The organism is Hymenobacter actinosclerus, from assembly GCF_900111515.1.
Classification (GTDB): domain Bacteria; phylum Bacteroidota; class Bacteroidia; order Cytophagales; family Hymenobacteraceae; genus Hymenobacter; species Hymenobacter actinosclerus.
Window position 1 is genome coordinate 448,434 of sequence record NZ_FOHS01000003.1, and the last position, 20,213, is coordinate 468,646.

General features: G+C 63.8%; 19 protein-coding genes. 10 read left to right on the forward strand and 9 right to left on the reverse strand.

The genetic code is table 11. The features are described 5' to 3' along the window. Positions 1–2: 2 nt before the first annotated feature. The 4 genes from BMY67_RS13480 to BMY67_RS13495 all read left to right on the forward strand — a co-directional run bounded on the left by BMY67_RS13480 (position 3) and on the right by BMY67_RS13495 (position 5,696). Complete coding sequence (locus BMY67_RS13480; protein WP_092772422.1) at positions 3–3,512, forward strand: hybrid sensor histidine kinase/response regulator; 3,510 nt, start codon at positions 3–5, stop codon at positions 3,510–3,512. A 54-nt stretch (positions 3,513–3,566) separates the two neighbouring features. Next, on the forward strand, positions 3,567–4,304 hold the full coding sequence (locus BMY67_RS13485) for a LytR/AlgR family response regulator transcription factor (protein WP_092772424.1): 738 nt from the start codon (positions 3,567–3,569) through the stop codon (positions 4,302–4,304). Between the two features lie 49 nt (positions 4,305–4,353). Continuing rightward, positions 4,354–4,986 carry a PKD domain-containing protein gene (locus tag BMY67_RS13490; protein ID WP_177189829.1) on the forward strand — a complete coding sequence of 211 codons (633 nt, stop codon included), beginning with the start codon at positions 4,354–4,356 and terminating at the stop codon, positions 4,984–4,986. A 164-nt stretch (positions 4,987–5,150) separates the two neighbouring features. Then, entirely contained in the window at positions 5,151–5,696 is a 546-nt protein-coding gene (locus BMY67_RS13495) for a hypothetical protein (protein WP_092772428.1), read from the forward strand. A 77-nt stretch (positions 5,697–5,773) separates the two neighbouring features. Here the strand turns inward: BMY67_RS13495 and BMY67_RS13500 are convergent, their stop codons facing one another. The 3 genes from BMY67_RS13500 to BMY67_RS13510 all read right to left on the reverse strand — a co-directional run bounded on the left by BMY67_RS13500 (position 5,774) and on the right by BMY67_RS13510 (position 8,084). Beyond that, positions 5,774–6,682 (reverse strand): SDR family oxidoreductase, encoded by a 909-nt coding sequence (locus tag BMY67_RS13500; protein WP_092772430.1) that lies wholly within the window; start codon positions 6,680–6,682, stop codon positions 5,774–5,776. 114 nt (positions 6,683–6,796) lie between these two features. Further along, a complete protein-coding gene (locus tag BMY67_RS13505; RefSeq protein ID WP_092772432.1) occupies positions 6,797–7,450 on the reverse strand; it encodes a peptidylprolyl isomerase in 654 nt (217 codons plus the stop codon). Positions 7,451–7,496: 46 nt separating this feature from the next. Next, on the reverse strand, positions 7,497–8,084 hold the full coding sequence (locus BMY67_RS13510) for a GNAT family N-acetyltransferase (RefSeq protein ID WP_092772434.1): 588 nt from the start codon (positions 8,082–8,084) through the stop codon (positions 7,497–7,499). A 103-nt stretch (positions 8,085–8,187) separates the two neighbouring features. On the opposite strand from BMY67_RS13510, the gene BMY67_RS13515 reads away from it, so the two are divergent. Then, entirely contained in the window at positions 8,188–8,814 is a 627-nt protein-coding gene (locus tag BMY67_RS13515) for a DUF2238 domain-containing protein (RefSeq protein WP_092772436.1), read from the forward strand. A 231-nt stretch (positions 8,815–9,045) separates the two neighbouring features. Here the strand turns inward: BMY67_RS13515 and hemC are convergent, their stop codons facing one another. The 4 genes from hemC to BMY67_RS13535 all read right to left on the reverse strand — a co-directional run bounded on the left by hemC (position 9,046) and on the right by BMY67_RS13535 (position 13,227). Then, positions 9,046–9,978 (reverse strand): hydroxymethylbilane synthase, encoded by a 933-nt coding sequence (hemC, locus tag BMY67_RS13520; protein WP_092772438.1) that lies wholly within the window; start codon positions 9,976–9,978, stop codon positions 9,046–9,048. A 238-nt stretch (positions 9,979–10,216) separates the two neighbouring features. Beyond that, a complete protein-coding gene (locus tag BMY67_RS13525; protein ID WP_092772440.1) occupies positions 10,217–11,353 on the reverse strand; it encodes a DNA polymerase III subunit in 1,137 nt (378 codons plus the stop codon). A gap of 235 nt (positions 11,354–11,588) precedes the next feature. Further along, on the reverse strand, positions 11,589–12,797 hold the full coding sequence (locus BMY67_RS13530) for a GlmU family protein (protein WP_092772442.1): 1,209 nt from the start codon (positions 12,795–12,797) through the stop codon (positions 11,589–11,591). 163 nt (positions 12,798–12,960) lie between these two features. After that, complete coding sequence (locus BMY67_RS13535) at positions 12,961–13,227, reverse strand: type B 50S ribosomal protein L31 (protein WP_092772444.1); 267 nt, start codon at positions 13,225–13,227, stop codon at positions 12,961–12,963. Between the two features lie 286 nt (positions 13,228–13,513). Here BMY67_RS13535 and BMY67_RS13540 point away from each other — a divergent pair, with 286 nt between their 5' ends. From BMY67_RS13540 to secDF, 5 genes are all read left to right on the forward strand, one after another. Continuing rightward, complete coding sequence (locus tag BMY67_RS13540; RefSeq protein ID WP_177189830.1) at positions 13,514–13,906, forward strand: hypothetical protein; 393 nt, start codon at positions 13,514–13,516, stop codon at positions 13,904–13,906. An 81-nt stretch (positions 13,907–13,987) separates the two neighbouring features. After that, positions 13,988–14,572, forward strand: coding sequence for an RdgB/HAM1 family non-canonical purine NTP pyrophosphatase (gene rdgB, locus BMY67_RS13545; RefSeq protein ID WP_092772448.1), 585 nt, complete (start codon positions 13,988–13,990; stop codon positions 14,570–14,572). Positions 14,573–14,926: 354 nt separating this feature from the next. Beyond that, positions 14,927–15,559, forward strand: a complete 633-nt coding sequence (locus BMY67_RS13550; protein ID WP_092772450.1) for a uridine kinase family protein — start codon at positions 14,927–14,929, stop codon at positions 15,557–15,559. Positions 15,560–15,689: 130 nt separating this feature from the next. Beyond that, complete coding sequence (locus BMY67_RS13555; RefSeq protein WP_143069827.1) at positions 15,690–16,070, forward strand: hypothetical protein; 381 nt, start codon at positions 15,690–15,692, stop codon at positions 16,068–16,070. A 226-nt stretch (positions 16,071–16,296) separates the two neighbouring features. Continuing rightward, a complete protein-coding gene (secDF, locus tag BMY67_RS13560; RefSeq protein WP_092772454.1) occupies positions 16,297–19,269 on the forward strand; it encodes a protein translocase subunit SecDF in 2,973 nt (990 codons plus the stop codon). Here secDF and BMY67_RS19015 read toward each other — a convergent pair whose 3' ends face one another. Together BMY67_RS19015 and BMY67_RS13565 are read right to left on the reverse strand one after the other, a co-directional pair. Beyond that, positions 19,270–19,500, reverse strand: a complete 231-nt coding sequence (locus BMY67_RS19015; protein ID WP_143069828.1) for a hypothetical protein — start codon at positions 19,498–19,500, stop codon at positions 19,270–19,272. It abuts the gene before it with no gap. A gap of 7 nt (positions 19,501–19,507) precedes the next feature. Then, the gene (locus BMY67_RS13565) at positions 19,508–20,137 is read right to left on the reverse strand and encodes a NifU family protein (RefSeq protein WP_092772456.1); all 630 of its coding nucleotides are present in this window, start codon (positions 20,135–20,137) and stop codon (positions 19,508–19,510) included. Between the last annotated feature and the right edge of the window lie 76 nt (positions 20,138–20,213).

The following is a 20,213-nucleotide window of genomic DNA, read 5'->3' on the forward strand; positions in this document are numbered from 1 at the left end:
TGATGCGTCGCCTGCTCGTTTTTTTCTTTCTGCTCACGCAGTTTGCCGCTGCCCAGCCGCTGCCCGCGAAGCTGGCCCTGAAGCAATTCGGGCCGGCCGAGGGGCTGCCGCAGCCGTTCATCTACGCCCTGGCCCAGGACCGCGCCGGCTACCTCTGGCTGGGCACGGCCGAGGGCCTGGTACGCTTCGACGGCACCACGTTCCGCACCTTCACCACCCGCGAAGGGCTGGCCGAGGATTTCGTAACCCGACTGGTCCTGGACCCACGCACCGGCCGGCTGGCGGTGCGGCATTTCCAGGGCGGGCTTTCCATTGAACGGGGCCCCGGCTTCCGGCCGGCCACGCCCGCCGAAACCGGCCTGACCGCCGCCAGGGGCCTATCGGCTCCCGACACGGCCCGCCTCGGCCGGTTCCGCCGCCGCTACCGGCCGGCGCTGCCCGCGGGGCTGGTGCTGACCGATGTGCTGCGCGACGCCGAAGGCACCTACTGGCTGGCTACCGCCGGGCAGGGTCTGTGGCGCCTGCTCGACCCGCACGTTGCGCTGCTGCCCCTCCCCGACCTGGCTTCGCTGATCCGGCGCGGGCCCGCGCTGCTGGCGGCCACCCGCACCGGGCAGATACTACAGCTGACCGCCACGCCCACCGGCCACATCAGTCCGCAGCCGGTACCGCCCACCGCTACTGGCCCGATGGCGCCCGACGGCGCCGGCTGGGCCGTAGCCGGAGCCGAGGCCGCCGCCGTCTGGAAGTTGCGGCTGCCGTTGCTGCTGAATTCCGGAACTGCAGCCAGCCGATCCGCGCTGGCGCAGCTGCCGGCCGGCCTGTCTGTAAATGCCCTGGCCCAGGACGCGGCCGGCGGCCTGTGGGTGGGCACGGTGGGCCAGGGTGCCTTTTACCTGCACCAGGGCAGCCTGCGCCACTACACCACCGCCACCGGCCTGCTGCACAACGACATCTACGCCATCCTGCCCGACCGCCAGGGCCGCGTGTGGTTCGCCACCCACGGCACCGGGCTGGCGGTGCTCGAAGCGGGTAAATTCCGGGTGTATCGGGTGCTGGCCGGTGGCATAGAGGCTTCGGCTTTGAGCCAGGATGCAGCCGGTCGGGTGTGGATCGGCACCGAGGGCGACGGGCTGCTATGCTTTGAAAATGACCGGTTCCGGCAGTTCAGCACCCGCAACAGCGGGCTGGCCAGCAACTACTGCTACGGCCTGCTGCCCACGCCCGCCGGTTTGGTGGTGCAGCATGCCGAGGCGCTGAGCCTGGGCCGGGGCGCAGGTTTCAGCCCGCTCACCACGCCCGGCAACCCGCTGGTGCAACAGCTGCTGCCCAACGCCGCCGTGCTGCTGGCCGGCCCGGTGCCGGCCGTGCTGCTGGCCAGCCGGGCGGGTTTGCTGCGGGTAGGACTGCCCGCACTGCCCGCCGCGGCCCGGCCCCGGGTGGCGCTGGCGGGGGTGGAAGTAGACGGTACCCGCCACCGGCCCGACTCGCTGGCCGAGCTGCCGGCGGGTGCGCACCAGCTTACCTGGTTTTTCCGCACGGCCAGCCTGGCGCCGGCCGGCACCTGGCAGTACCAATACCGGCTGCGCGGCTACCAGCCCGCCTGGAGCCGTCCCGGCAGCCTCGACGAGGCCGATTTCCCCCGACTCGGACCCGGCCGCTACACGTTTGAGGTACGCGCCCGCCGTGGCGCCGAAAGCGCCTGGGGTCCGGCCACCACCGCTGGCTTCGGCATTGCCACGCCGTTCTGGCAAACCGGCTGGTTTGCGCTGCTGAGCGTGGCAGTGGCAGTGGGCGGCATCTGGGGGTTTCTGCGGGTGCGCACGGCCGCGTTGCGCCGCCAGAAGCTGCAGCTCGAAACCACGGTACGGGAACGCACCACCGAGCTGCGCCGCCAGAAGGAAGCCACCGAGCTGGTAAACGCCGATTTGCTGGTGGCCCGCGACGCGGCCGAGGCCTCGCGGCGGGCCAAGGCGCAGTTTCTGGCCAACATGAGCCACGAAATCCGCACGCCGCTCAACGCCGTTATCGGCCTAACGCACCTGCTGCGCGGCACCCGCATCGATGCCGGGCAGCAGGAGTACCTGGAGGCCATTCAGTCGTCGTCACAGAACCTGCTGGTTATTCTCAACGACATCCTCGACTCCTCGAAGATGGAAGCCGGCAAGCTCACGCTGGAGCGGGTGCCGTTCCGGCTGCCGGCGCTGCTGGCGCGCGTGCAGGCCATGTTCCGCTTTGCCCTCGATGCCAAAGGCCTGTACCTGCGCACCGAAATCGGCCCCGACGTGCCCGAGGCCATTACCGGCGACCCGGTGCGCCTGCAGCAGGTACTGGTGAACCTGGTGGGCAACGCCGTAAAGTTTACGGCCCACGGTGGCATCACGCTGCTGCTCGAATCCGGTCCGGCGGCCGATGGAGGGGACGAACAGATTCTGCGGTTTGGAGTGCGCGACACGGGCATTGGCATTGCCCCTGAGCAGCAGGAGGCGATTTTCGAGGATTTCTCGCAGGCCAACGCCAGCACTACCCGCCAGTACGGCGGCACCGGGCTGGGCCTGAGCATTGCCCGCAACCTGGTGCAGCTGCACGGCGGGCGGCTGTGGGTGGAAAGCGCCGAGGGCCAGGGCAGCACGTTCTGGTTTGACCTTCCGGCCCGGCCCGCCGACCCAGCTGCCATTCCGCCCGAAGCCAGCGCCAGCCTGCCGCCCTTCGAGCCGGCGCTGCGGGTGCTGGTGGCCGAAGACAACGTGCTCAACCAGCTGGTGGCCCGCCGTACCCTCGAAGCCTGGAACGTGCGCGTTACGGTGGCCGACAACGGCCGGCTGGCCGTAGAAGCCGCCCGGCGGCAGCCGTTTGATGCCGTGCTGCTCGACGTGCAGATGCCCGAAATGGACGGCTACGAGGCGGCCCGCCAGCTGCGGCAGCTTTTCCCCGACCCCCAGCGCCTGCCGCTCATCGGCCTCACGGCCTCGGCCCTGCCCGAAGACCGGGTGCTGGCCCTGGCCGCCGGCATGAACGACACGCTGGCCAAGCCCTTCGACCCGGCCGTGCTCTACGCCCGCCTCGCCCACTACACCGGCCGTACCCCCGCCAGCCCCACTACGCCCGCCGTAGGCGCCCCCACCGCTTCCAGCGAGCCTACCGGGGCCGCCGGGCTTATCGAGCCCGGCGGCCCCACCGCCGAGCAGCCCGACTGGACGCTGCTGGAGGAGCTGGCCGGCGGCAGCCCCGCTTTCGTGGGCCAGCTGGTAGGCACGTTTCTAAGCCAGGCCCCGCCGCTGGCGCAGAAGCTGCCGGGGCTGTCGGGGCCGGCGCTGGCCGAGGCCGCGCACAAGCTGCGGGGCCAGGTGGCTTATTTTGGCCTGCCGCAGCTTTGCCAGCTGCTGGAAAAAATGGAAGAAACTGCCCGTCAGCAGCCGCTGCACCCGGCCTTGCCCGCCCAACTCGCCGACGTTGCGCGCCGTTTGCAGGCCCTGTACCCGTTGCTGGAACTGCGGCTGGCAGCCGGTTAGCAGCGGCAGCTGCCAGTTGGTGCTGATAAGCAGTGGGGTTGATGGAATTCTGCCATGAAAGACTGTAGCTTTGCCACCATGGCCGAAACTCCCGCTTCCCTCCGCTGCCTGGTGGTCGACGACGACCCGCTGGCCGTGCAGATTGTTGAAAACTGCATTGCCAACACGCCCTTTCTGAGCCACGCCGGCAGCTGCACCAGTGCCCTGGCCGCCGCCGAGGTATTGCGCGAGCAGCCCATCGACCTGCTGTTTCTTGACGTGGAGATGCCCCTGATGTCGGGCCTCGATTTGCTGCGCAGCCTGCGCAACCCGCCGCTGGTCGTGCTTATCACCAGCAACAAAGGCTACGCCGTGGAAGCCTTCGAGCATGCCGTGCTCGACTACCTGGTGAAGCCCATCAGCTACGCCCGCTTTCTGCAGGCGGCCCAGCAGGCCCGCGAGGCGCTGGCGGGCCAGGTGCCGTCGGCCCCGGCCGAGGAGTCGGCCTTTACCTTCGTGAAGGTGGACAGCAAGCTGGTGAAGGTGCTGTTTGAGGAGGTGCTGTTCGTGGAGGCCCTGGGCGACTACGTGCACATCGTTACCAAGCGCAGCAAGCTGATCGTGTACAGCACGCTGCGGGCCATTGCCGAGAAGTTTCCGGCGGCGCTGTTTATGCGGGTGCACCGCTCGTTTATCGTCAACATCCGCCAGATTCAGACCATCGAAGACAACGCCATTCTGCTGGCCGACAAGCTCGTGCCCATCGGCCAGACTTACCAGAAAGAGGTTTTCCAGCGCCTTAACCGGTTTTAGCGGCCCCGGTTGGCCGCTTATTTCCCCAGTTCTTAACCTGTTCGTTCCTGTGCTGCTTCGCGTATTCTGCCCCGGGCGCCCGCTGCTGTTACTGTTGCTGGCGCCGCTGCTGCTGCTGCTGCTGCTAACCAGACCGGCGGCAGCCCAGCAGGCCGGCGACACCACCAGCGTAGCCTGCCCGCCGCCGCGCGTACCCCGGTTGTGCGTCGAGCTGGATGCGAGCCGGGCCGTAGACCCCGCCGCCGGGCCCCTCCTCTTCCGTTGGGATATGGGCGACGGCACCCAGCTGACCGGCGCTACCGTGGCCCACTGCTACGCCGAGCGCCGCCGCTACACCGTGCGCCTCGACGTGGTCGACGAGGCCAGCGGCGAAGTGCGCGAAGCCGAAAAGCTGCTCGATGTTGATTTCACCAAGCAAACCGTGGTCAACTTCCGGGCCGCCGACACGGTGCGGGTGGGCCAGCCGGTAGCCTTCGATGCCGCCGACTCGCAGCTGCCTGCCTGCCAGAATATGGTGGTCATCTGGGACTTTCGCGACGGGGCCACCGGCACCGGGCCGAAGACCGAGCACCGTTTCCGCCGGCCCGGCCGCTACGCCGTGCGCATGGCCCTGCGCGCCAACGGCCCCGGCGCCTGCCCCGACAGCCACTGCGTAAGCCGGACCGTAGTGGTGCTGCCCTAGCGCCGCTCAACGAGCTTTTCGGGTCCTTGGCCGCGGCGTTGCGGCTACTCGCCCGGCAGGGGTTGGTCGGGAAGCACGGGCGGTTTACTTTCGGTTGGCCTGCAATCCGTCGGCCATAGATCCTGCGTATAGGTGCAGGATTTTTCTCCGTTAAATCCCTTGTAATGAAAAACCTACTCTTGGCGCTGCTGAGCCTGGCCAGCCTGCTAGTGTTAGGGCCCACCGCCGCCCGTGCCCAGGAAGCTGCCCCGGCCCTGCGCGAGCAAGCCACCGCCGCCACGCGCACGCTGGCCGCCTTTATTTCGCTCGATGATGCCCGCCAGCTGCCCGTACGCCGCCTTGTGCACCTGCGCCTGAGCCAGGAAGCCGAGGCGCGCACGCAGTACGCCGACGACCCCGCCATGCTCCAGAACAAGCTGACGGCCATCGGCCACGAATACACCACGCAGCTGCGCGCCATCCTCAGCCCCGCCCAGTTCGAGCGGCTGCTGGCCGCGGCCCCCGAAGCACTGCCCGCCACGGTGGCCGCTGTCCGGCAGCCCGAACCAGTTCCGGCTCCGATAGTGATCCAGACACCAGCGCCGGCACCGGTGAAGGCCCCGGCAGTGCGGCGGCCGGTGGCAGCGCCGGCCCGGCCGTCAGCGGCCAGGCCCTTGTCAAAAAGAACCGTGCGCCCGGTGGCACCCACCAACAGCACGATTCGGCACTAGAAAGCTGGTGCAGAGGCCGCCTATTTCGCGGCTCTGCCCGTGCGCTGAAGTCCCGCGAAAGCAACTCATACAAGCTTTTAAGCATCCCGCTCGGCCTGTTTGGCCACTAAGGCAATGCCTTCGGCCAGCGTGTGGGGCCGGTAACCCAGCTCGCGCACCGCTTTATCAAGCACGAAGCCCGTGCGCAACGGGCGGCGGGCCGGCTGCGAAAACGTATCGGCATTTACCCGGCTGATGAGGTTGGCATTGAGTTGAAAATAGTCGGCGACCTGCAGCGCCAGCTGGTAGGGCGTGCGCAGCTCGGCCCCGCTGATGTGGTAAATGCCGATAGCATTCTGGCGGGCCACCAGCCAGCAGCCCTGGGCCAGGTCTTCGGCCAGCGTGGGGGTGCGCAGCTGGTCGTCGACTACTTTGATGGGCTGGGCCTTTCGGAGCGCATTGCGCACCCACAGCACCAGGTTGGTGCGGCTGTAGTCGTGGGCCACGCCGTACACGAGCACCGTGCGCACAATGGCCCAGGGGCCGCGACTCTGGCGCACCAGCTGCTCGGCGGCCAGCTTGCTTTCCCCGTAGAAATTCACCGGCCCCGGCGCGGCGTCCTCAGCCAGCGGCCCAATTTCTCCGCTGAAGATAAAATCGGTGCTCAGGTGCACTAAATGCACCTGATGCTGCTCGCAGGCGGCCACCAAGTGCGCCACGGCCGTCACGTTCTGGCTCCAGCAGCTGGCCTGGTGAAGCTCGCATTCGTCCACGTTGGTAAGCGCGGCCGTGTGGATGAGGTGCGTTGGTTTTTCAGCTTCGATTACCCGCATCACCTGGGCCGCATCGGTTACATCGAGCGGCACGAAGGGCACCTGCGGGTACAAGGCGGCCAGCTTGTTGGGCCCGCGTGAGGTAGCCACCAGCGCCACGCCCGTTTGCCGGCTCAGCAGAGCCACCAGCTTCTGCCCCAGCAGGCCATTGGAGCCGGTTATCAGGATTTTCATGCGTAGGGGCTGGCTATGTCGAGTAGTGGTGATGGGGTGAGCCGGCTGTCATTCTGAGCATGTGCCGCATAGAGCCAGTGACAAAGAATGACAGCCGGTTCACCCCATCACCATTTATTTCACATCTCCATACTGATAGCCGAATTGCTCAGTGATTTTCTTCTTTTTGAGCTTTTCCACTTTCACCGTCATTCGGATGTCGGTGAGGGGGCGGTTGGCGGGGCCGGTGGGCTGCTGGGCAATCTTATCCACCACTTCCTGGCCGCTGATAACCTGGCCGAACACGGTGTACTGGCCGTTGAGGTGGGGCGTGCCCTGGGGGTTCTGCACGATGTAGAACTGCGAGGCGCTGCTGCGGCGCTCGGGGTTCATGAAATCGCCGGTGCGGGCGGCCGCCACGGCCCCGCGCCGGTGGGTCAGTTCGGGGCGGATTTCGGCCGGCAGCGTCTGCTCGTCGGCCGGGCCCTGGCCGTCGTTGCCGGGGTCGGCGTCCTTGGAGTTCGGGTCGCCGCCCTGAATCATGAAGTTGAGAATGACGCGGTGAAACGTGGTGCCGTTGTAGAACCCGCTGCGGGCCAGCTTCAGGAAGTTGGCCCGGTGCACCGGCGTGAGCTCGGAAAGCACCAGCCGGATGTCGCCCAGCGAGGTGCTGATGGTTACCAGCTCGTCTTTTTTGGTTTTGCGGGGCTTTTTGGCCGCCTGCACAGCAGGGATGGCCAGCGTCAGCACCAGGCCCAGGAGCACGGTGCGGCGAAAGAAATGTTTCATGCGGCGGGGTAAGCGGGCAGAAATAAAAGCGGAGTACAACGCAAATTTACGCGGTTTCTCGCTGGGGCAGCGCGAAAAAGTCGGCCCGGATCATCCCGCTTACCACCGAGTCGACCAACTCTCCGTCGCCGACGCGGTAATTGTGGCGCAGCAGCCCCTCCGGCCGCAGGCCCAGCCGTTGCACGAGGGCCAGACTCCGCGTGTTCTGCGGCCCGATGTAGCAGTACAGCCGCTGCAGCCCGACCCGGCGAAACGCCCAGCGCACGGCCGCGTGGCCGGCTTCCGTCATCAGCCCCCGGCCCTCGTAGCCCGCCGCCACCAGGCCCACCAGCTCCGCCTTGGGCACCGACCAGTCGAGGTTGGTGAAGCTGATAAAGCCCAGGCAGTCCCCGTCGGCGGCCGGCTCCCAGATGCTAAGCTGAAAATTGGTTCGGGCGGCCCATTCGCGCAGCTTTTCCGCAATAAAGTCCGCCGCGGAGGCCAGATCCCGAATGGCGGCGGTGGTGGCAGGAAAGTCGGGTTGCAGGCGGGCGCGGTTGGTGTTCATGAGGGCCAGCAGGGCCGGCGCGTCGGTGGGTTGCCAGGGACGCAGGCGCAGGCGGGCCGTGGCAAGCTCGAATTCGGCAGGCAGCATACGGTTGGCGGCGGTTGAGCCCGAAAGATAGGCGCTGGCGGCCCGCGCGCGGTTCCGCCTGGTTTGCGTAGGTTGCCGCGTCTTTTCGTTTCTTTCTTCCCTTATGCTTGCTCCTTCGGCTTCGGCCCGGCCCTTCCACTGGTTTCCCGCCCTGCTGCTGGCGGCCTACCTCATCGAGTTTGTGGCCCTGGGCCTGCACCCCGCCGACCGGGCCACCTGGTGGGCCGAAAACATACCCATTCTGCTGCTGGCGGGTTTGCTGACGGTGCTGTATGGGCGAGGCGTACGGTTTTCCAACCTGGCCTACGCCCTCATGAGCGTGCTGATTTTCCTGCACACCGTGGGCGGGCACTACACCTTCGAGAAGGTGCCCTTCGACTGGTTCAACCACCTGTTTGGCTTCAAACGCAACATGTTCGACCGGGTGGCGCACTTTTCGGTGGGATTCTACGCCTACGCCCTCATCGAATACACCGATTCGCGCCAGCTCATCCGCAGCCGGGCCATCAGCTACCTCTACCCGCTGTGCGTCATCGGCACGGTGGCCATGAGCTACGAGCTGATTGAATGGGTGTACGCCGAGCTGGCCGGCGGCGACAGTGGCGCAGCCTTCCTGGGCAGCCAGGGCGACATCTGGGACGCCCAGAAGGATATGCTGGCCGATACCAGCGGCGCCATTTTCGCGCTGCTACTGTACGCGCTGTTCAGGCGGGGTAATAAGGTAAGGTAAGCGAGGGATAGGGATGGAGTATTTATAGGGCGGTGAGGTGAAGATAAAAGAATGGTCATTCAGAGCATGCTGCGCTTAGAGCAGGGACGAGGAATCTCGCGTGCCACAGTAATTCCTGACGTCAGGGGTTAGTTTGGCACGCGAGATTCTTCGTCCCTGCTCTAAGCGCAGCATGCTCTGAATGACCGTTCTTTTATTGCCCCATCGCATCGCTACCTCATTACCACCCAATTACTTACCGCTTCGGATTTCTTCCAGGATTTCGCGGCCGCCGCGGGCCAGGATGCTTTCGGCGATGGTGTGGCCGAGTTGGGCGGCATCGGCAACAGCAGCGGTTTGCGTTTCTTCGAGCAGCTGGGCGCCGTCGAGGCTAATGAGGCCGGCGTGTAGCTGCACCGTCTGGCCATCGGGGCTGAGGGTGGCCAGCGCGAAGCTGGGGATGCTGCAGCCGCCTTCCATGGTGCGCAGGTAGGCCCGTTCGGCCCGCAGGCACACGTGGGTGGCGGGGTGGTCGAGCAGGCGGTGCAGCTCGGCTTTAAGGGCCGGCTCCAGGTTGCGGGCGCACTCCACGGCCACGCTGCCCTGGCCGGTGGCGGGCACGTAGCGGGTTTCGGGCAGCACGTGCCGGATCAGGCCGTCGTACTCCATGCGGTGCACGCCGGCGTAGGCCAGCACCAGCCCGTGGAACTGGCCTTCCTCAAGCTTGCGCAGGCGGGTTTGCAGGTTGCCGCGCACATCGGCGGCGGTGGCGTGGGGCATAAAGCGGCGCAGCATAGCCCGGCGGCGGGTGCTGCTGGTACCCAGCACCAGGTCCGGCCGGTTCAGGTCGAGGTCGGCGTCGAAGCTCAGCACCACGTCGTTCACTTTTTCGCGCTCCATAAAGGCCAGCAGCTCCAGGTCGTCGGGAATGGTGCTTTGCACGTCTTTGGCGCTGTGCACGGCTATGTCTATGTGGCCGGTGCGCAGGCCATCTTCCAGCTCCTCGGTAAACACGCCCTTCGAGCCAATTTTATCCAGCGAGCGGTCGAGCACAATGTCGCCCTTGGTGGTAATGATGACGATTTCCGGCGCCAGCCCGGCAGCTTTCAGCCGGTCGGCTACGTGGTGGGCCTGCCACAGAGCCAGCTTGCTGCCCCGGGTGCCGATGCGAATATCTTTTTTCACTAGGAATTGACGTCAGAATACAGGAAAATCGAACTCCGGAACGGTGCGGCGAGTCCGTTTGCAAAGATAACCCCCGGGGTGAAGCGGCCGAGCCTATAGCAGTTTTAACAGCTGCTATAGCAATTTAGCAAAGTATATTTTCTGCTTTTCAGGTATCTGAGGCAGCATTTTCGCCAATTCTTTTCCCAAAGAAGTCCCAAACCTAACCACCCTCAGCCGTAAGCCAACCGCTCCTGAATCAGGGTCGCAGCAGTTCTGCCAGGCGGAGCGAGGCATCCACGAACACCATGCGCGGGTTGGCGTTGCGCTCGATGTGGTAGTGAGCCTCGTTGATTTCCTGGGTCAGGGCGTCGGCATTGCGGGGCGTCACGAAGGGGCTGAAGCTTTTGATGAAGCCCTGCTCCTGGGCCGGCAGGTGGGGCACTAGCTGCGGGTCGAGGCCGAAGAGCAGCACTTTGCGCAGCAGGGCCAGCGCGTACTGGAAAAACTCCTTCTGGTTTTCGCGGCCGAGCTTCTGGAATTCGTCGCTCTTGCTCAGCATGTCGGCTACTTTGTTGCCGTAGCAGGTGCGCATCCAGCCCACAAACAGCTCGTAGTAGTCGTGCTCGGCGCTGGCTCCGTCGGCGCTGGCGGCCAGCGCCGCCCCGATATTGCCATCGGTGAGCTGGGCCAGCTGCCGGGCTTTGGCTTCAGGCACATTTTGGGTGGTGTGCAGCCAGCTGGTCAACTCGTCTTCGGCGGGGGCGCGCACGACCACCGGCTGCACCCGACTGATGATGGTGGGCAGCAGCTGCTCGGGCGCGAAGCTCACCAGCAGGAACACGGTGGCCGGCGGCGGCTCTTCCAGCAGCTTGAGCACGGCATTAGCCGCCGCCGGGTGCATCAGCTCGGGCAGCCAGATGATGACCACCTTGAAGCGCGCCTCGAAGGCCTTGAGGCTCACCAGCCGCAGCAGCTGCACGCTTTCATCCTTGGAAATGCTGCCCTGCTTGTTCTCGGCCCCGATGTGCTGCATCCAGTCGTTGAGGCCCTGGTAGGGGCTGCTGAGCACGAACTCGCGCCACTCGGCCCCGAACTTGCTGCTCGTCGCGTCCTTGGCCACCGCCTTGGTGGTCGTAACGGGCACGATGAAGTTGAGGTCGGGGTGGATGAGCTTGTCGATTTTCTGGCAGCTCGGGCAGCTACCGCACGAGTCCTCGGCGTCGGGCGGGCGGTTTTCACAGTTCAGAAACGCCGCGTAGGCCAGCGCCAGGGCCAGCGCCGCCGAGCCCTCAGCCCCGCGCAGCAGCTGGGCGTGCGCCACGTGGTTGCGCCGCACGCCGCCCACCAGCAGCTGCTTCACCTTCTCAAGTCCCGGAATAGCCGAAAAACGCATTGCCTAGGGATTAGGGATTAGGGATTAGGGATTAGGGATTAGGGATTAGGGATTAGGGAAAAAACGAACGTCATGCTGAGCGTAGCGGAGCGCAGTCGAAGCATCTCTGTTGCAATAGTAAATTCAATGACAGGGCTGGTACTGCAGTAGAGATGCTTCGACTGCGCTCCGCTCAGCATGACGGTTATTGATTGCACCGCTACTGCGCCTGCAACTAATCACTAACCACTGCAAACTACTCTGCCTTATCCCACACCCGGTCTTTGGCGGTGGCTTCGTACACGTGGCGCATGATTTCCTGCTCGGCTTCGTCGTAGCTCAGGTGGCGGCGGGCCATCACGCGCTCGGCTACCTCGCCCGCTTTGGCCAGGCGGAAGGTTTCGAAGCCCGCCGGGCCACCCCAGGCAAAGCTCGGAATAAACGTGCGTGGGAAGCCGGCCCCGAAAATATTGGCCGCCACGCCCACCACCGTGCCCGTGTTGAACATGGTGTTGATGCCGCATTTGCTGTGGTCGCCCATCATCAGGCCGCAGAAGGTCTGGCCCGTGCTCACGAACCGGCCGGCCGCGTGGCTCCAGATTTTAACGGGGGCGTAGTTGTTTTTGAGGTTGCTCGTATTGGTATCAGCCCCCAGGTTGCACCACTCGCCCACCACCGAGTTGCCCAGGTACCCATCGTGGCCCTTGTTGGAGTAGCCCATGATAATGCTGTTGCCGACCTCGCCACCAACCTTGCAATAAGGGCCCACGGTATTGTCGCCGCGCATTTTGGCGCCGGGGTTGATGTGGCTGCCTTCGCCCAGGGCCAGCGGCCCGCTAATGATGGCGCCCTCGTGCACCTGGGAGTTGCGGCCCAGGTAAATCGGCCCGTTTTCGGCGTTCAGAATAGCGGCCCGGATTTTCACGCCGGGCTCGATGAAGATGTTTTCCGGGGCGTACACAATAGTATGCGGGTCGCCCACCGGGGCCGATTCGCGGCCGGCCGTGAGCAGGGCGAAATCGAGCCGGATTTCGTCTCCGTTGCGCAGAAACAGATGCCACAGCTCCCCGATTACGGTAACGGGCTCGGCCACTTCGTGGGTGTTCCGAAAGCCTTCCTGAATCAGCTCGGCCACCTGGGTGGCGTCGGCCAGGTGGGCGGCCACCAGCAGCTCGCCATCGTAGAGGGCGCTACCGGGCTCCAGGGCCTGTACCTGGCGCACCAGCAGCTCGTCGGGGCAGACGGCGCCGTTGATGACCAGGGCCGCACCGCGGGTGTCGCCGGCCGGAAACTTGGCCTGTAGGTAGCTTTCGGTCAGGTACCCGGCCTGGGCCACGCCGAGGCGGTGCTGCCACTTTTCAGCCAGCGTGAGAATGCCGCAGCGCAGGGCTGCCACGGGCCGGGTGAAAGTGAGGGGTAACAGCCGGGCCCGGATGGCCGGGTCGTCGAAGAGCAGAACGTGCATGTTTTTCTGTGCTGTTAGCTGTTAGCTAGTAGCTGACAGCCTCGTTTCAATGAGAGTGTCTTGGATGGTATTCTGCCTCAAAATTGGCAAATAAAAAACTCCCTCCGGGTTACGAAGGGAGTTTTAAACGAAATCTAATAGCTAACAGTTCTCAGCTAACAGCTTACTCGCTGTCGCTCTGCTGAGCTTTCTTGCTGTAACGGTTGCGGAATTTCTCCACGCGGCCGGCGGTGTCGATGAACACGTTTTTGCCGGTGTAGAAGGGGTGCGACGCCGAGCTAACTTCCACCTTGATAACGGGGTAAGTCTTGCCGTCTTCCATGGTGATGGTCTCGTTGGAGCTCATCGTGGAGCGGGTCACGAACTTGAAGTCGCTGGAAGTGTCCTGGAATACCACTTCGCGATACTCGGGATGAATGTCTTTTTTCATGGTCGTAGGGCCGTTTGTACCTGAGTGCCTGCCGATTTTGCGGAAGGGACTGCAAAAGTACATGTTAGGTCCGGATTTTAAAAACGCCGGGCGTTTTTTTCCTCCGGCCCGCCAGGCTTTTCACCGGGCCGGCACCCGAAGGCAGCTTGGGCCCAACACTATCCGACGGCTTTGAAAGGGGCTTTCCCCCTCTTTAAAACGGTCTGAACAGATCCAACCCGACCGTTCCTTTTCAAACGGAACCGATTATACTTGCATTTCCTTTCGCTCTATTATTACCTACGCTATGAATCGCTTACTTCCTTTGCTTCTGTTATTACTACTGTTTTCGGGGTTGGCTTCGGGCTCGGCATTGCTGCTTTTCCGTACCCAGGCCCTGCCGGGCGGGGTGCAGCTCGAATGGGCCGCCGCCAACGAACCCGGTATTCTCAGCTACGGCGTCGACCGGCAGGACGGCCCCAATGATGATTTCGACCACCTGACCAGCCTGACGGCCAGCGCCCGCCCCCGCTACTCGTACTTCGACCGTAATGCCCGGCCGGTAACCGCCGAGGGAGGCGCGGTTACCTACCGGCTCACGGTGCATACGGCCGCCGGAACCCGCTCCTACCTCAGCTCGCCCACCTCCGACGATCTGCTGGGCCGCTCCTGGGACCTCATCAAGCAGATGTTTCTTTAGGCAATGCGAAGCCGGCCCCGGGCCGGCTTTTTCGTGCCCGTACTTTGCCGCGTTTTTTCTTTCCTTCTGACTTCTTCTCCCATGCGCCTCTGTTTTGCCTCCAACAATGCTCATAAGCTCGATGAAATCCGGCCGCTGCTGCCCGCCACGGTGGAGCTGCTGAGCCTGGCCGACATTGGCTGCCGCGAGGAGCTGCCCGAAACCCAGGCTACGCTCGAAGGCAACGCCCGCCAGAAGGCCCGGTACGTGTGGGACCACTTCGGCGTGGCCTGCTTTGCCGATGATACGGGCCTGGAAGTAACCGCCCTGAACGGGGAGCCCGGCGTGTACTCGGCCCGCTACGCCGGCCCCCAGCGCCGGGACGAGGACAACGTGGCCAAGCTATTACACGAGCTACAGGGCCAGCCCGACCGCACCGCCCGGTTTCGGACCGTGGTGGCGCTGGTGCTGCCCGACGGCACGGTGCACGAGTTTACCGGGGCCGTGGAAGGCCGCATCAGTCCGGAGCTGCACGGGGCCGGCGGCTTCGGCTACGACCCGGTATTTGTGCCCACCGAGGGCGACGGCCGCACGTTTGCCGAAATGCCGCTGGCCGAAAAGAACAGCCTCAGCCACCGCAGCCGCGCCGTGGCCGGGCTGGTGGCGTTTTTGAGAAGTGAGAAGTGAGAAGTGAGAAGTGAGAAGTGAGAAGTGAGAAGTGAGAAGTGAGAAGTGAGAAACGGTACGGGAAACCAAGAACAAAAGGGTTGTCATTCTGAGCGGCGCGAAGAATCTCGCGTGCCACAGAAGAATCTCGGTGCCACAGTAATTCCTGACGACAGGGTTAGCATGGCACGCGAGATTCTTCGCGCCGCTCAGAATGACACCTCTATTATAATGACACCCCTTTCAGAATGACAGCCTTCCACTCCGCGTGAGGGGCCTTTTTCTCACTTCTCCCCTCTTCCTTCTCATTTCCCACCCCACTTCTGCCTACTTTTGCAGGGTTGGCCCTGCCGGTACGGGCCTCGCTTTTCCCTTATGCAACAACCTTTCATCGTCGGTATCACGGGTGGCAGCGCCTCGGGCAAAACCACTTTTCTGCGCCGGCTGCTGGCCTCGTTTCCCGAAGAAGATATCTGCCTGATTTCGCAGGACAACTACTACCACCCGCGCGAAAACCAGCTCGTCGATGCCCAGGGCGTCACCAACTTCGACCTGCCCACCTCCATCGACTCGGCCGCCTACGCTGCCGACGTGCTGCGCATCAGCCAAGGCAAGGAAGTGCGCCGGCCCGAGTACACCTTCAACAACCCCAACGTAGTACCGGCCGAGCTGGTGTTCCGGCCCGCCCCCATTGTGGTGGTCGAGGGCATTTTCGTGTTCTACTTTGAAGCCGTGGCCCGGCTGCTCGACCTGAAGGTGTTCATCGATGCCCAGGAGCACGTGAAGCTGCAGCGCCGCATCATCCGCGACCGGGACGAGCGGGGCTACGACCTCGAGGATGTGCTGTACCGCTATACCCACCACGTGGCCCCCACCTACGAGAAGTACATCAAGCCCTTCCAGCAGGATGCCGACCTGATTATCCCCAACAACCACCGCTTCGACAAGGGCCTCGACGTGCTGGTGGCCTACCTGCGCGGCAAGGTGGTGGAGAGCCGGGCCGAGTAGCCCCCTTCCTGACTTACGGCTAAGCCCCCGAAACTTTCGGGGGCTTTTTCGTGGATTTAAGCCGGCAGCGGGCCGGGGCGTTGCAGCCGCCGAGTCAAAAACCTATATTTGTAGTTCTTACACCTGTTCCGTGTTGCTGCTCACCGCCTTTTTACCGCGTCTGCGCCTGGCCCTGCTCACCTTAACGGTGCTGATGGTGCTGGGCCTCAACCACCAGTCGGTGGCGACGCTGCGGGTGCTGCCGGTTGGCACAGCGCCGGCCCGGGCAGCCGTATCGGGCCGCACGGCCGTGGTGAAGGAGCGCGTAAACCTGGAAGCCACGCCCGTTCTGGTAGCCGCCGCGCCCGCCGCCGCCGATGCCTGGCTGCCGGTTCCGCCGCTGCTGCTGCCCGGACCGCCCCAGTGGCCGGCTGCTGCTCCGGCGGCGCCCCGCCTCCACCCCGGACGACAGATTGCGGGCGTGTTTCGGGCCCGGCTGCTGCGCGTGGCCCTCTCGCCCCAGGCTCCTTAGCTCTACCAGGCAGGAGCCGCGCCGAATGCGCGCTGAAGCGAAAGAACGGCGAACTGCTTACAAGCTACTGCGTCTTCGCTGCTACTGGCTTCCTGCCCAACCCAACTGCCAACTGGTGCCCGCTTATTATCTGCCGGCCCAGGCCCTGGCTTTTCCCCTTGCTTTTCCAGAATGGCTGGCCGGCTGCTAACTGCTACCGGCTCACAGCTTAAACTTTCTTTTTTCAATGCGTAATAAAGGACTCATCATCGCGCTGACAGTTATTTTGTCGGCGCTGTGCATCTACTTCCTCTCGCTGACCCTCATTTCGCGAGGGGTGCAGCGCGATGCGGAGCGCTACGCCACGCGCGGTGGCCAGATTGTGGAAAAACAACGCCAGCACTACCTCGATTCGGTGTGGCGCGCGCCCGTGTTCGGGCCCCTTACTTACAAGGAAGTGCGGCAGTCGGAGCTGGGCCTGGGCCTGGACCTGAACGGCGGCATGCACCTGACGCTGGAAGTATCGCCGGTGGAAATCGTGCGGGCCATGAGCGGCAAGAGCAAGGACGCCAACTTCAACAAGGCCATGGCGCAGGCGCAGGAACTGCAGCGCACCAACCCCGGCACGCCCTTCACCACCCTGTTTGCCCAGTCGTTCCGGCAGGTGGCCCCCAACGATAAGCTGGCGCGCATCTTCGCCAACACCATCAACAAGGGCGCCATCGACATCAACTCGTCGGACCAGAAGGTTATCAGCGAAATCAACAAGCAGCTGGAGGACGCCATCGACCGCTCGTTCAACATCCTGCGCACCCGCATCGACAAGTTCGGCACCAGCCAGCCCAGCATTCAGCGGGTGAAAGGCACCGGCCGCATCCAGATTGAGCTGCCCGGCGTGGATAACCCCGACCGCGTGCGCAAGCTCGTGCAGGGCCAGGCCAAGCTGGAGTTCTGGGAAGTATGGCGCCAGGATGAGTTTGCGCCCTACCTCAACCAGCTCAACCAGGTGCTGAGCGCCAAGGAAGCCGCCGCTGCCCCGGCCGCCGCCGCTGCTACCACCGCCGGCGCCGCCACTGCCGCCGCCCCCGGCGACACCTCGGCCCTGGCCCGCCAGCTGGCCCAGAAAAACACCGCCGCGGCCAAAACCGACACCTCGGCCCTGGCCCAGAAAAACGTACTCGGCAGCCTGTTCACGATGCCCGGCACGCTGGGCGCCAACATCCGCGACACGGCCCGCGTGAATGCCATGCTGCGCAGCGCCGACACCCGCGCCGTACTGCCCTCCAACCTGAGCCTGATGTGGGGCGTGAAGCCCGACCTGATTGACGGCCAGGAATACCTGCAGCTCTACGCCATCCGCAAGAGCCGCGACGCCGAAGCCCCCATTGGCGGCGAAGTAGTAAGCGACGCCCGCGGCGACTTCAGCCAGCAGGGTGGCGGCGCCGAGGTGTCGATGCAGATGAACCCCAACGGTGCCCGCAAGTGGCAGCGCCTGACGGCGGCCAACATCGGCCGCCAGGTAGCCATCGTGCTCGACGATTACGTGTACTCGGCGCCCGTAGTGCAGGCCGAAATTGCCGGCGGCAACTCCAGCATCTCGGGCAACTTCACCATCGAGGAAGCCCAGGATCTGGCCAGCGTATTGAAAGCCGGTAAGCTGCCCGCTCCTACCCGCATCGTGGAAGAAGCCGTGGTAGGCCCCTCGCTGGGCCAGGAAGCCACCAACCAGGGCCTGTACTCCACCCTCGGCGGCCTGCTGATTATCATGGCCTTTATGGCGGCCTACTACGGCCGGGCCGGCATCGTGGCCGACGCCGTGCTGCTGTTCAACCTGTTCCTGATTATGGGCATTCTGGCCCAGTTCAGCTTCGCCCTCACGCTGCCCGGTATTGCCGGTCTGCTGCTCGTTATTGCGGCCTCCGTCGATGCTAACGTGCTTATTTTCGAGCGAATCCGCGAGGAAATGGACCACGGGCTGCAACCCAAAGACGCCATCAACAAGGGCTACTCACGGGCTTTCTCGGCTATCTTCGACGCCAACGTAACCACGCTTATTATTGCCACCATCCTGTTCATCTTCGGTACGGGTCCGGTGCAGAACTTCGCCATCACCCTGCTGATTGGCGTGTTCACCTCCTTCCTGTCGGCCGTGTACATTTCGCGCCTGATTATTGAGTGGATGGTGAAGGGCAAGGAAACGACTTCGCTGACCTTCAGCACTTTCCTGTCGCGCAACCTGTTCAAAAACGTCAACTTCGACATCGTGGGCAAGCGCAAGCTGGCCTACCTGTTCTCCACGGTCTTCATCCTCATTGGCTTCGGGCTGATGTACCTGCAGGGCGGCCCCAACCTGGGCGTCGACTTCCGTGGTGGCCGGGCCTACATCGTGAGCTTCGATAAGCCCGTCGTGGCTTCGGAGGCCCGCGACGTGCTCACCAACCAGTATTTCGGCGGCGCCGGCACCGAGGCCAAAACCTTCGGCGCCGATAATCGCCTGCGCATCACGACCGGCTACCTGGCCAACGACGAGAGCGTAGCCGCCGACGAGAAGGTAAAAGCCGCGCTGCTGGCCGGCCTCAACGCCAAATACGGCGCCTTCAAGCCCAACATCGAGAGCACCGCCAAAGTGGGCGCCACCATTGCCGACGACATCAAGCGGACTTCGGTGCTGAGCCTGGGCCTGACGCTGCTGGCCATTTTCGTGTACGTGCTCTTCCGCTTCGAGAAGTGGCAGTACTCGATGGCCGCCGTAGTGGCCCTGTTCCACGATGCACTCATCGTTATTGCCTCCTTCCCGATTGCGCGGGCCTTCGGCCTCAACTACGAGATGGACCAGGTGTTCGTGGCCGCCATCCTGACCACCATCGGCTTCTCGATGAACGACACCATCGTGATTTACGACCGAATCAGGGAGTACCTGCACGAAAACAAGCACCTCACCTTCGCCCAGGTGGTAAACCCGGCCCTGAACAGCACGTTCTCGCGTACCATGATTACGTTCACCACCGTGTTCCTAGTGATGCTCGTGCTCTACATCTTCGGCGGCGAAACCCTGCGTTCGTTCTCCTTCGCCATGCTACTCGGCGTGGTGTTCGGCACTTACTCGTCGCTGTTCATCGCGGCCGGCCTGATTGTCGATACCTACGGCGGCAAGGAAGCGGATGTGCTGAAAGATTCCGGCGAAGTGGGCATCCCCAAGCTGAACAGCTCGCACAGCTAATCACAGATGGTGCAGATGATTGGATACCGCAGATTCGTTCTGCTTGCTTCCAGCTTCTGAAACAGAAAGAGCCCGGCCAGCTGGTCGGGCTCTTTCTGTTTCAAGGAATAGCAACAAAGGAGTATCCTCGCCCTGCACCAAAGCAAAAGAGCCCGACCAATTGGCCGGGCTCTTTTGCTTGACGAATGAGAACGCCTGCATCGGCGACATCAGCGCAAAAATCAGCGACAATCTGTGATTAAATGGTGATGCCTTCGGCTACGACCGATTTCACCTCGGGTACCATGCGCTTGAGCAGGTTCTCGATGCCCGACTTGAGCGTGACGGTGGCCGAGGGGCAGCCGGAGCACGAGCCCTGCAGGTTCACGGTTACGATGCCGTCGTGGTAGCTTTTGAAGGTGATGTTGCCACCGTCCTGCTCCACGGCGGGGCGCACGTAGTTATCGAGCAGGTCGATGATTTTCTGGCTGGTAGCCTGATCGGCCTCCGAAGCGTTGGCGGGCGTGGCGGCTGCCTGCTGGGCTGCGGCCTGCTCGGCGGCGGGGTCGACGGTGAAGATGGGGCCGTTGGCCTCGATATACGACTTGAGGAAGGTGCGCAGCTCGGGAATCAGCTGGGCCCACTGGTGGTCGGTGGTTTTAGTGATGGTAACGAAGTTCTGGGCGATGAATACGCGGCCCACATAATCGAAATTGAACAGTTCCTGGGCCAGCGGCGAGTTGACGGCGGCTTCCAGGTTGGGATAATCCACGCTCACGCCATCAGCCAACAGCTGGGCGTTGAGCACGAATTTCATGGATTCGGGGTTGGGCGAGGCTTCGGCGTAAATAGAAACCGGGCCGGCGGGGGCGGTGAGTTGTTCAGCCATGTTTGAAAGACTTGGTGACAAGCGGAGAGAAATCGGGCCGTTGTGGTCGGCCCCAATACCATAAAACCGCACGAGG